The organism is Dyella agri (genome assembly GCF_044904705.1).
Lineage (GTDB): Bacteria > Pseudomonadota > Gammaproteobacteria > Xanthomonadales > Rhodanobacteraceae > Rhodanobacter_A > Rhodanobacter_A agri.
In genome coordinates this window covers 104,817-116,934 of sequence record NZ_JADIKL010000001.1, presented here as the reverse complement: position 1 = coordinate 116,934, position 12,118 = coordinate 104,817, and the positions used below count along the sequence as shown (strand labels likewise).

General features: G+C 66.4%; 8 protein-coding genes. 5 read left to right on the top strand and 3 right to left on the bottom strand.

Annotation, left to right across the window (positions count from 1 at the left end):
• Positions 1-57: 57 nt before the first annotated feature.
• From ISP14_RS00520 to ISP14_RS00500, 5 genes are all read left to right on the top strand, one after another.
• Positions 58-819 carry an NAD kinase gene (locus ISP14_RS00520; protein ID WP_404535067.1) on the top strand — a complete coding sequence of 254 codons (762 nt, stop codon included), beginning with the start codon at positions 58-60 and terminating at the stop codon, positions 817-819.
• Positions 820-1,001: 182 nt separating this feature from the next.
• Positions 1,002-1,925 (top strand): 5'-nucleotidase, encoded by a 924-nt coding sequence (locus ISP14_RS00515; RefSeq protein WP_404535065.1) that lies wholly within the window; start codon positions 1,002-1,004, stop codon positions 1,923-1,925.
• A gap of 44 nt (positions 1,926-1,969) precedes the next feature.
• On the top strand, positions 1,970-2,599 hold the full coding sequence (locus ISP14_RS00510; protein WP_404535062.1) for a Yip1 family protein: 630 nt from the start codon (positions 1,970-1,972) through the stop codon (positions 2,597-2,599).
• A gap of 213 nt (positions 2,600-2,812) precedes the next feature.
• Positions 2,813-3,205 carry a hypothetical protein gene (locus ISP14_RS00505; RefSeq protein WP_404535060.1) on the top strand — a complete coding sequence of 131 codons (393 nt, stop codon included), beginning with the start codon at positions 2,813-2,815 and terminating at the stop codon, positions 3,203-3,205.
• Positions 3,206-3,242: 37 nt separating this feature from the next.
• On the top strand, positions 3,243-3,974 hold the full coding sequence (locus ISP14_RS00500; RefSeq protein ID WP_404535058.1) for a sulfite exporter TauE/SafE family protein: 732 nt from the start codon (positions 3,243-3,245) through the stop codon (positions 3,972-3,974).
• On the opposite strand, the gene ISP14_RS00495 is transcribed toward ISP14_RS00500, so the two are convergent.
• The 3 genes from ISP14_RS00495 to ISP14_RS00485 all read right to left on the bottom strand — a co-directional run bounded on the left by ISP14_RS00495 (position 3,971) and on the right by ISP14_RS00485 (position 12,040).
• Positions 3,971-5,443, bottom strand: a complete 1,473-nt coding sequence (locus ISP14_RS00495; RefSeq protein WP_404535056.1) for an efflux transporter outer membrane subunit — start codon at positions 5,441-5,443, stop codon at positions 3,971-3,973. The genes ISP14_RS00500 and ISP14_RS00495 overlap by 4 nt on opposite strands.
• Positions 5,440-8,724 (bottom strand): efflux RND transporter permease subunit, encoded by a 3,285-nt coding sequence (locus ISP14_RS00490; RefSeq protein WP_404535054.1) that lies wholly within the window; start codon positions 8,722-8,724, stop codon positions 5,440-5,442. Before ISP14_RS00490 ends, ISP14_RS00495 begins: the two co-directional genes overlap by 4 nt.
• A gap of 208 nt (positions 8,725-8,932) precedes the next feature.
• Complete coding sequence (locus tag ISP14_RS00485) at positions 8,933-12,040, bottom strand: efflux RND transporter permease subunit (protein WP_404535052.1); 3,108 nt, start codon at positions 12,038-12,040, stop codon at positions 8,933-8,935.
• Positions 12,041-12,118: the final 78 nt, after the last annotated feature.

The following is a 12,118-nucleotide window of genomic DNA, read 5'->3' as shown; positions in this document are numbered from 1 at the left end:
ATGCGCCAGCGCTCCATGCAGTAAGCTCCCGGCATCGCCTCCGGAGCCCGCTTGCCCATGCGCTTCGCTTTCGTCGCCAGTGACACCACCGTCGCCCAGCAGGCGCGACGCAAGCTCGTGGAACGCTATGGCGACGTGCCGGCGGAACAGGCGGAACTCATCGTGGCGCTGGGCGGCGACGGCTTCATGCTGCGCACCTTGCACGCGCATCGCGCGCTGGACGTGCCGGTGTACGGCATGAAGCTTGGCCGCGTCGGTTTTCTGATGAACAAGCACAAGCTCGACGACTTGCCCGAGCGGGTGGCGCGTGCGCATGCGGCCGAATTGTTTCCGCTGGAGATGCTGGCCACCGATGCGGCGGGCGACAGCCATCGCGCGCTGGCTTTCAACGAAGTCTCGCTGCTGCGCCAGAGCAACCAGGCCGCGCATATCGAAGTGAAGCTCAACGAGGCGGTGAAACTGCCCAACCTGATCTGCGACGGCGTGATGGTGGCCACGCCGGCCGGCTCCACCGCCTACAACCTTTCCGCGCACGGGCCGATCCTGCCGCTGGATGCGAACGTGCTGGCGCTCACGCCGATCAGCCCGTTCCGCCCGCGCCGCTGGCGCGGCGCGATCCTGCCGCACCGCACCCGGGTCAGCCTGCGTGTGCTCGATCCCGGCAAACGGCCGGTCAGCGCCACCGCCGACTTCCATGAAGTGCGCGACGTGCGCACGGTCGAGGTGGTGCAGTCCGCCGCACAGGGCGTGCGGCTGCTGTTCGACCCCGAGCACAACCTGGAACAGCGTATCCTCGACGAGCAGTTCGCCGCGGATTGACCCGCATTTCTCCCTCTCCCCGTCGGGGAGGGGGCCGAGGTGAGGGGCGGTTTTTCGTAGGAGCGCACCCTGTGCGCGAATGCTTTGATGCCCAATCAAAGCCAAAAGCATTCGCGCACAGGGTGCGCTCCTACACAAAGCCAGTCTCACGCTGTGCGCATGGCTTGCGCTAGATTGCCCCCATGTCCGAATCCACCGTCCACGCCTCCGCCTCCGCCTCCGACAACCGCCTCGTCGTGGCGATCTCCTCGCGCGCGTTGTTCGATCTCGGCGATAGCCACGAGCTGTTCGAGCGCGACGGGCTCGATGCCTACCGCAGCTTCCAGATCGCGCACGAGAACGAGATTCTCAAGCCCGGCGTGGCGTTTCCGCTGGTGCAGAAGCTGCTCGGCCTCAACAAGCTGGCGGGCGACGTGCCGCCGGTGGAGGTGATCCTGCTGTCGCGCAATTCCGGCGACACTGGCTTGCGCATCTTCAATGCGATCCAGCATTACGACCTGGAAATCAGCCGCGCCGCCTTCACCAGCGGCGCGCCGACTTCCGACTACATCGCGCCGTTCAAGGCCGACCTGTTCCTCTCGGCCAATGCCGAGGACGTGGGCCGCGCGCTCAAGGCCGGCGTGGCGGCGGCGACGATCCTGCCCAGCACCGCACCGCCACGCGCCACCGAACAGCTGCGTATCGCCTTCGACGGCGACGCGGTGATCTTCGGCGACGAGGGCGAGCGCGTTTCGCGCGAGGAAGGGCTGGAAGCGTTCCACCGCAGCGAGACCGAACATGCCGCCGAGCCGCTGTCGGTCGGCCCGTTCCGCGGTTTCCTCACTGCGCTGCACCGGCTGCAGGCGGCGTTCCCCGCCGAAAACTCGCCGATCCGCACCGCCCTGGTCACCGCGCGCTCCGCCCCTGCGCACAAGCGCGTGATCCTTACCCTGCGCAAATGGGGCGTGCGCATCGACGAAGCGCTGTTCCTCGGCGGCCGCGACAAAGGCCCGTTCCTCGATGCCTTCGGCGCCGACATCTTCTTCGACGACTCGCCGGCCAATGTGGAGTCCGCGCGCCGGCACGTGGCGACGGGGCATGTGCCGCACGGGGTGAGTAACCGCTAAAGGGGGCGCCACCTGCGACAGATCTTATTTTGGGGAGGAATGTGATGAAGCAGGGGTTCGGATGGGAATTCATTCCCGCCATGTTCTTTCATCCGCGCAAGACCATGGCACGGATCGTTGATGGTGAACATGACGAATGGGTGCTGGTGATCGCCGCGGCGATAGGCTCCAGCTCCGCATTGATACAGGCGAGCGGGTGGCGCATCGGGTTGCAGTACGGCTTCTGGCCGGTACTGCTCGCGGCGCTGGTCGCTGGCGGATTGTATGGAGTGCTGTCGCTCTATCTGAATGGCTGGCTGCTCACCGTGTCCGGGCGCTGGATGGGGGCAAAAGGCAGTTTCGGGACGGTCAGGGCTGCTCTCGCATGGGGGCGCACTCCGATGCTGGCGGCATGCCTGGTATTCATCATGCAACTGATCATGTTCGGCGATCAGGTCTTTGGGGTGACTAATCGCTCATTGGGCAGCAGTGACGCGTTGCGTGAGTTTTATTCGCTGTCGAACATCGCCATCACGGTGCTCAGTATCTGGTCGCTTGTGACAACCGTGGCGGCATTGAGCGAGGTTCAACGTCTTTCGGTTGCCAAGACATTTAGCAACCTGCTCATTGCCGGGTTGCTGCTGCTGCCGCTGCTGATATTGATCGTCGTGCTTTTCGGTGTATTCAACCACTGAAAGACCCTGATGCGTGATATGAGAATCAGCGTGCTGCGCTCCTTTCTCGCCAAGCAGATCGCTTACCCATCCTCAGCATCCACCGACATGCAGCTTGAGGTGTCGGAACAGGGTGCGGAAAGAGGATGCTTCAGGTACTTCGGGTGACGCCTGTCACTGGTTGCGCCATGGGTCGTGCCCTACCGTAGCGCCATCTTGGGGAGGGCAACGACGATGACGGACAACGAGACCAGCACTGGAACGAGCGCTGTTGTGCGGCGTGGCCATCGCATCATTCCGGCCTTGCTGGTGGTCGGGGTCGGCCTGATCTTTCTGTGCGGCAACCTGGGCGTGCAGCTTCGCTTCCTCAACTGGGCGAACTGGTGGGCGTGGTTCATGCTGATCGGTGCGGCATGGCCGATTTCGGAGGCCTGGGATCGCTACCGCGCCGTTGGCACGGTGGATGGCCTGGTGGCGCAATCGTTGTTGAACGCGCTGGGCATCGTGATGGTGGCGACGATCTTCATCCTCGATCTGTCCTGGGGTACGTGGTGGCCGCTGTTCGTGATCTACGGCGGCTTGTGCATGCTGGTGCACGGACCGCGACGCCGGGACAGGGTGCGGTAACCTCGCGGTTCCTTCGTTCCGCGTCTTTGAGGTGCCGGTGCTGCTTGCCGTCCTGACGATACTGTTCATCGCCAGCTTCATCCGTTCGGCTTTCGGTTTCGGCGAAGCCCTGATCGCGGTACCGCTGCTGGCGTTTGCGATGCCGGTGGAGACGGCGGCCCCTATCGCCGCGCTGGTTTCGATCACGGTGGCGGTGGTGGCCATCGCTCAGGACTGGCGGCACATCCACTTCCGCAGCGCGGGCCGTCTGTTCCTGGCCACCGCGGTGGGTACGCCGCTCGGTCTGTGGGCGCTGCACGCGCTGGGCGAGCATCTGGTGAAGATGATGCTCGGCGCCGTGGTGATGGCGTTCTCGGTGTTTGCCCTGATGCGCCACCGGCAGGCGGCCCTGCACGACGACCGCCATGCCTGGGCCTTCGGCTTCGGCGCGGGCGTGCTCGGCGGCGCGTACGGCATGAACGGGCCGCCGCTGGTGGTGTACGGTGCGCTGCGTGGCTGGTCGCCGCGGCATTTCCGCGCCACGCTGCAAGGCTATTTCCTGCCGGCCAGCCTGATGACCATGGCCGGCTACGGTCTTACCGGGCTGTGGACGCCCACGGTGACCCGGGACTATCTGCTGGCCTTGCCGTTGGTGCTGGTGGCCACCCTGCTGGGCCGCGTGCTCAACCGACGCCTGAGCGGCGAGGTCTTCGTGCGCTGCCTGTATGTCGGCCTGGTGTTGATCGGTGCGATGCTGTTGCTGCAGTCGCGGGGATGGATGGGCGGTTAGCGTTTGGCGCCGGACTGCGTCGCCGCACTCAGTTTGTCCGTCGACCAGCCGCCGCCCATGTCGCCGATCAGCGACACCGTGTCGAGCAGGCGCTGCTGGCGCACGTTCAATGCGTTCTGCTGGGTGCTCAACTGGGTGGCGCGGGCGGTGGCGGCGGTGGTGTAGTCGACAGTGCCGGCCTGGTATTCGTTGAGCGCGATCTCGGCGCCGCGGGTGGCGTTGCGCACGGCGTCGTCGAGCACGCCGGCCTGCTGGGCGAGGATGTGCAGGCCGGAGAGGTCGTCCTCTACGCCTTGCAATGCGGTCAGCACGGTGCCGCGGTACTTGGCCACCGCGCCCTCGTAATTGGCCTTGGCCGCGGCGACCTCGCCGTGGCGTTCGCCGCCGTCGAACAAGGTTTCGCCGACGTCGGCGCCCAGCGACCAGACGTGGTTGGCGACATGCAGCAGGCCAGCCAGCGGCGACTGCGAGAAGCCGTCCGCCGCCGACAGCGTGAGGCTGGGATAGTAAGCCGCCACGGCGACGCCGATCGCGGCGTTCTCGGAGGCCATCTGGCGCTCGGCGACGGCGATGTCGGGACGGCGTTGCAGCAGGGTCGAAGGTACGCCCACTGGCAGCTCGGGCAGGGTCGGCAGCGCGCTGCTGTGTGGAATCTGCAGATCCTCCGGATTCTTGCCGACCAGCACGGCGATGGCGTGGACGTATTGCGCGCGGGCGATACCCAGCGCGAGCAGGCTGGACTGTGCGTTCTCCAGCTGGGTGCGCGCGCTGATCAGGTCCGACGGCGGCACGGTGCCGGCTGCGTCCTGGTTGCTCACCACGCGCAGGGATTCCTTGAGGGCGTCCACGGTCTGCTGCACGAGATCGATGTTGGCGTCGGTCACCCGCAGTTCGATCACCGCGCTGGCCAGCGCGGTCTGTTCGGACAAGGTGGCATTGGCCAGGGTGGCCGCGCCGGCTTGCGCGGTGGCCTTGTTCTCTTCGAGGGTGCGGCGCACCTTGCCCCACAGGTCGGGCGCCCAGCTCACGTTGCCTTCCAGCGAACCGGAGGTGCTTATCGGGTGCAGGTGTTCCACCCCGCTGCCGGCGTTGCCGGCGGCCGAGCGCTGCTTGCTGGCCGAGCCGCTGATGCCGATGGTGGGGAACAGCGCGCTGCGCGCCACCTGCACCTGGGCCAGCGCCGCCTGATAGTTGGCGTAGCTCTGGCGCACGGTCTGGTTGGATACCGACACCTGCGGTTCCAGCTCGTCCAGCAGCGGATCGCCGAACATCGCCCACCAATCGCCCTTGGGCGCCTCGGCAGCCGGCGCGGCCGCAGTCCAGCCGGGCAGGGGCTGGTACTGCGCGGGCATCGCCACTGCCGGACGGTGGTAATCCGGGCCGACCATGCAGCCGCCGAGCAGTAAGGCCAGCGCGATGGCCAGCGGCGCGCGGGAAAAGGTCATGCGGGAAAGCAGCTTGGTGTTCATGCGCTTGCGTCCGATCGGTTCCACGGCAGCGTGGTGGACCACGTGGCGAGCCTGGCGCGCACGCGGTCGAAGTAGAGATAGATCACCGGTGTGGTGTACAGGGTGAAGACCTGGCTGAGGATCAGCCCGCCCGCCACGGTGATGCCCAGCGGCTGGCGCAGCGAGGCGCCCTGGCCGATACCGATGGCCAGCGGGATGGCGCCCAGCACGGCGGCGGCGGTGGTCATCATGATCGGGCGCAGGCGCACCACGGCGGCGTCGTGGATCGCCGTGCGCGGATCGTAGCCTTCGTCGCGCTGCAGGTGGATGGCGACGTCGATCATCATGATCGCGTTCTTCTTGACGATGCCGATCAGCAGGATGATGCCGATCATCGCGATCACCGAGAACGGTGTGCCGAAGATCAGCAGCGCCAGCGTGGCGCCGATGCCGGCGGAGGGCAGGGTGGAGAGGATGGTGACCGGGTGCACGGTGTTTTCGTAGAGCATGCCGAGCACGATGTAGACCGCCGCCAGCGCGGCGAGGATCAGCAGCGGCATGGTGGACATCGACTGCGAATAGACCTGCGCCGCGCCGGCGCTGGCGCCGTGGATGGAGGCCGGCATGTGGATGTCCCGCCCGGCCTGGTCGATCGCCAGCAACGCCTTGCTCAGCGAGCCGCCGGGGGGCAGGTTGAACGAGATGGTCGCGGCGACCAGGCCGCTCTGGTGGCTGACCTGGGTGGGCGTGTGGTCGCTGACGTAGCTGGCCAGCGCCGGGAACGGCACCATGGTCTCGCTGGCCGTGCTATCCGCGCTGCCGCTGGACGCGCCGCCGCGCGAATTGGCGATGGCGTTGGTGAGCAGGTTGGCTTCGGCGTTGGCGTTGTTCGCGTTGGTGTTCGCCGTGGTCGTGGTGGTGGCTGCCGCTTTCACCAGGTTGCCGGACATCTGCGTCTGCTGGGTCCCGCTGGCGACGCCGGCCGCGCCGCTGAAGCGCATGCGGTCGAGCATCTGCGGGTACTGCCAGTACGGCGGCGCCACTTCCATCACCACGTAGTACTGGTTGAGCTCGTTGTACACGGTGGAAACGGTGCGCTGGCCGAAGGCGTCATACAGCACGTTGTCGAGCTGGGTCGGCGTGAAGCCGTAGCGCTTCATCGTGGCGCGGTCGAAGCGGATGTCGATCTGCAGGCCGTGCTGTTGCAGGTCGGAATTCACGCTGGTGAGCTGGCCCTGGTACTTGCCCAGCGCGTCCACCAGCCGGGGCACCCATTGGTAAAGCTGGTCGGCGTCGTCGCCGGTCAGCGTGTACTGGTATTCGGCGGCGGACTGGCGTCCGCCGATGTGCAGGTCTTGGGCGGCCTGCAGGAACAGGCGCGCACCGGTGATGCGGTTGAGCTTGGGGCGCAGGCGTTCGACCACCTGCGCGGCAGAGATCTTGCGCTCGGCCAGCGGCTTCAGTTCCACGAACACGTTGGCGGTATTCAAGGTGCGGCCGCCGGTGAAGCCGGCCACCGAGGCCACCGCGGGATCCTTTTGCACGATGGCTTGCAGCTGCGCCAGTTTCTGCTCCATCGCCTGGAAGGAGATGCTCTGGTCAGCGATGACCTGGCCCATCAGGATGCCGTTGTCTTGTTCGGGGAAGAAGGTCGATGGCACCAGCTTGAACAGCACGACGTTCAGCGCGACCAGGCCGACCAGGGTCAGGCCGACCAGCAGCGCGTGGTCGAGCACGGCGGTGAGCGAGCGCGAGTAGGCCTGCTTGAAGCGCTCGAACTGCCGTTCGTACCACAGCGCCCAGCGTGCCTTGGAATGCAGTGCCTTGCGGTTGAGTACGTAGGCGGCTAGCGTCGGCGTGACGGTCAGCGAGATCACCAGCGAGAGCAGGATGGCGACCGACAGCGTCACCGCGAACTCGTGGAACAGCAGACCGATCACCCCGGGCATCAGCAGGATGGGCAGGAACACCGCGATCAGCGACAAGCTCATCGAGATCACCGTGAAGCTGACCTCGGTGCTGCCGCGCATCGCCGCCTCGCGCACGTCCATACCCGCTTCCACGTGACGCACGATGTTTTCCAGCACCACTACCGCGTCGTCCACCACGAAGCCGGTGCCGATGGTCAGCGCCATCAGCGACAGGTTGTCGATGCTGTAGCCCATCAGATACATCGGCCCGAACGTACCGACGATGGACAGCGGCAGCGCCACCGCCGGAATCAGGATCGCCCGCGGCGACTGCAGGAACACGAACACCACGCCGATCACCAGCAGTACCGCGATGAACAAGGTGCGTTCGGTGTCGCTCACCGCGCCGCGTACCGAGACCGAGCGATCCAGCGCGATGCTGGCGTGGACGCCTGCCGGCAGGGCCGCCTCGATGGATGGCAGCACGTTCTGGATTTCGCCCACCGTCTTGACGATGTTGCCGCCGGGCCGCGGGAACACGATGACGAGCACTGCCGGCTTGCCGTCGTAGAGGCCCATGTTGCGGATGTTCTCCGCCGAGTCCTGCACGTCGGCGACGTCGCGCAGCAAGACCGGCGCGCCGTTGCGGTAGGCCACCACCAGGTCGCGGTAGGGTGCGGCCTTGCTGATCTGGTCGTTGGAGGTGATTTCGTAGCGCAGGCCGTTTTGGTCGATGTGGCCCTTGGCGCTGTTCGCGTTGGCGGCGCTGATCGCCGCGCGTACGTCTTCCAGGCCGATGCCGTAGCTGTTGAGCTTGTCCGGCTCGAGCTCCACGCGCACCGAGGGCAGGGCGCTGCCGCCCAGGGTGATCTGGCCCACGCCGTCGATCTGCGACAGCTGCTGCTGGATCACCGAGTCGGCCGAGTCGTAGAGCTGGGCGCGGGTCAGCGTGTCCGAGGTCAGCGCCAGGATCATGATCGGCGAATCGGCCGGGTTGTACTCGCGATAAGTGGGGTTGCCGCGCAGCGTGGAGGGCAGGTCCGCGCGCGCGGCCTGGATTGCCGCCTGCACGTCGCGCGCGGCGCCGTTGATGTCGCGGTCCAGCCCGAACTGGATGACCACGCTGGCGGTGCCGACCGAACTGGTCGAGGTCATCTCGTTGACGTCGGCGATGGTGCCGAGGCGGCGTTCCAGCGGCGCAGTCACGGTGGAGGCCATGATCTCGGGGCTGGCGCCGGCCATGCTGGCCTGCACGACCACCACTGGGTAAGTCACGTTCGGCAGCGGCGCCACTGGCAGATGAACGTAGGCCAGCAAGCCGGACAACAGGATGGCGACCGCCAGCAAGGTGGTCGCCACCGGGCGCCGGATGAACAGGCCAGGGATGCTCATGTGCGGTCACCCTGGTTACTCCCTCTCCCCTCCGGGGAGAGGGGCGGGGTGAGGGGGCGATCTCGCGCAGATGCATGTTCAGCGCGCGGGCGTATTGGCCGCACGCTTGCGACAAAGCCATGGAGTGCGTGGCCAGTCCGGCCCCTCACCCCAGCCCTCTCCCCGGAGGGGAGAGGGAGCAGGTCGTGGCGAGAGGGCGAGGGCGCGATCACGCTTCACCACCTTCTGCTTCCGGCGTGGGCGCGGGACGCAGGCGTTGCGCCAGCCGGTCGAAGAACAGGTAGATCACCGGCGTGGTGAACAGCGTCAGCAACTGGCTGAGCGCGAGGCCGCCGATGATGGACAGGCCCAGTGGCCGGCGCAGCTCCGAACCGATGCCGGTGCCCAGCAGCATCGGCAGCGCGCCGAGCATCGCCGCCAGCGTGGTCATCAGGATCGGGCGGAAGCGCAGCAGCGAGGCTTCGAAGATGGCTTCAGCCGGCGGCTTGCCGTGGGTGCGCTCGGCTTCGAGCGCGAAGTCCACGATCATGATCGCGTTCTTCTTCACGATGCCGATCAGCAGCACGATGCCGATGATGCCGATCACGTCCAGGTCGGCGCGAGCGACCATCAGCGCCAGCAGCGCGCCGATGCCGGCCGAGGGCAGGGTGGAAAGGATGGTCACCGGATGGATGAAGCTCTCGTATAGCACGCCGAGCACGATGTAGACGGCTACCAGTGCGGCGATCAGCAGGTACACCTCGCTGGACAGCGAATCCTGGAACGCTTGCGCCGCGCCCTGGAACGAGGACTCGATCGAAGACGGCAGGTGCACCGCGGCCTCGGCCTGGGTGATCTCATCCACCGCAGTGCTCAGCGAGGCGCCCTGGGCCAGGTTGAACGAGATGGTGGTGGACGGGAACTGGGCCAGGTGGCTGATCACCAGCGGTGACTTGCTGACCTGGATTTTGGCGATGGCACTCAGCGGCACCTGGCCGCTGCTGCTGGTCTGGCTGGGCAGGTACAGGTTGCCCAGCGATTGCAGCGTGGGCAGGCTTTCCGGCTTGGCGACCAGAATCACGCGGTACTGGCTGGACTGATCGAAGATGGTCGAGACGATGCGCTGGCCCAGCGCGTCGTACAGCGCGTTGTCGATGGTCGCCGCGGTGATGCCGTAGCGCGCCGCCAGCTGGCGGTTCACTTCGACGTTCACGCTGAGGCCGTCGTTGTCGAGATCGCTGGTGACGTCGGCGATGGACTGGATGCCCTTCATGCGCGCGATCAGCGCCGGCACGTACTGCTGCAGCGCCGCCTGGCTCGGCCCGCGTAGCACGAACTGGTACTGGTTCGGCGATACCGTGGTGTCCAGCGTCAGGTTCTGCTCCGGCTGCAGGAACAGCTTGATGCCGGGCACGCCGGCGGTTTCCTGCTGGATGCGGCGGGCGATCTGCCGGGCGGTGCCCGAGCGTTCGCCAAGCGGCTTCAGGTTGATCAGGAAGCGGCCGTTGTTGAGCGTGATGTTGGTACCGTCGATGCCGACATAAGACGTGAGGCTGGCGACGTCTGGGTCCTTCAGGACAGCCTCCGCCAGCGCCTGCTGGCGGTCCACCATGGTGTCGTAGGAGACGGAGTTGTCGGCGGTGCTGATGCCTTGCAGCACGCCCACGTCCTGCACCGGGAACAGGCCCTTGGGGATCACCACGTAGAGCACGATGGTCAACGCCAGCGTGGCGAGGAACACCAGCAGCGTGGCGGTCTGGTGCTTCATCACCACGGCGAGGCCGCGGCGGTAGGCGTCCAGCAGCTTGTCGAACAGCCGCTCGCTGATCTGCTCGAAGCGGCTGGGGTGGCGTTCCTTCTGCGCACGCAGGATGCGCGCGCACATCATCGGCACCAGCGTCAGCGATACCACCGCGGACAACATGATGGTGACGGCGAGGGTGACCGCGAACTCGCTGAACAGGCGGCCGATCACGCCGCCCATGAACAGCAGCGGGATCAGCACCGCGATCAGCGACACGGTCAGCGACACGATGGTGAAGCCGATCTGGCCGGCGCCTTCCAGTGCGGCTTCCAGCGGCGTCCTGCCTTCTTCCAGGTAGCGCACGATGTTCTCGATCATCACGATCGAGTCGTCCACCACGAAGCCGGTGGCGATGATCAGCGCCATCAGCGAGAGGTTGTCGATCGAGTAGCCAAGCTTGTACATCACCGCCAGCGTGCCGATCAGCGACACCGGCACGGAGATGCTGGGGATGATGGTGGCGGGCAGGTTGCGCAGGAACACGAAGATCACCAGCACCACCAGGGCGATCGCCAGCACCAGCTCGAACGTGGCATCGGACACCGAGGAGCGGATCACGCCGGTGCTGTCGTTGACGACGCTGATCTTCATGCCGGCTGGCAAGGTGGCTTCCAGCGCGGGCAGTTCCTGCGTGATGTGGTCCACCGTGGCGATCACGTTGGCGCCCGGCTGGCGCTGCACGTTGAGCACGATGGCCTGTGTCTTGTCGTACCAGGCGCCCAGTTCCTTGTTCTGCGCGGCCTGCGTCACGTGGGCGACGTCGCGCAGGAACACCGGCGCGCCGTTCTGGTAGGCGACCACCGTGTCCAGGTAGCCCTGCGGGTTCTGGATCTGGTCGTTGCCGTTGATCGTGTAATCCAGCTTCGGGCCGTCGAAATTGCCCTTGGGCTGGCTGACGTTGACGTTAGCGATCAGCGAGCGCAGGTCGTCGATGTTGAGGCCGTAGGCGGCGAGCTTGTGCGGGTCTGCTTCCACGCGGACCGCCGGCACGTTGCCGCCGGCGGCGGTGACCAGGCCCACGCCGGGCACTTCGGAGATCTTGGTGGCGAGGCGGTTGTTGGCGGCGTCCTGCAGTTGCGGCAGCGACATCGAGTCCGAGGTCACCGCCAGCGTGAGGATGGGCTGGTCGGCCGGGTTCACCTTGGCGTAGGTCGGCGGGGCCGGCAGGCCGCTGGGCAGCAAGCTGTTGGCGGCGTTGATCGCCTCCTGCACGTTCTGCTCAGCCACGTCGAGGTTGAGCGAGAGATCGAACTGCAAGGTGATGACCGAGGCGCCGGCGGAGCTGCTCGAGGTCATCTGCTGCACGCCGGGGATCTCGCCCAGCTGCACTTCCAGCGGCGCGGTCACCGTGGTCGCCATCACCGTGGGGCTGGCGCCGGGGTAGAAGGTCTGCACCTGGATCGTCGGGTAGTCCACGTCCGGCAGCGAGGACACCGGCAGGAAGCGCACCGCGACCAGGCCCACCAGCACCATGGCGATCATCAGCAGCGCCGTCGCCACCGGACGGAGCACGAACGGTCGTGAAATATTCATCGCTTGCGCGCCCGCCGCCTAGAGCCTGTTCAATGTCTCCACATGGCCCGCGCCGGGATCGGTTTGCGCGCAGGCCAA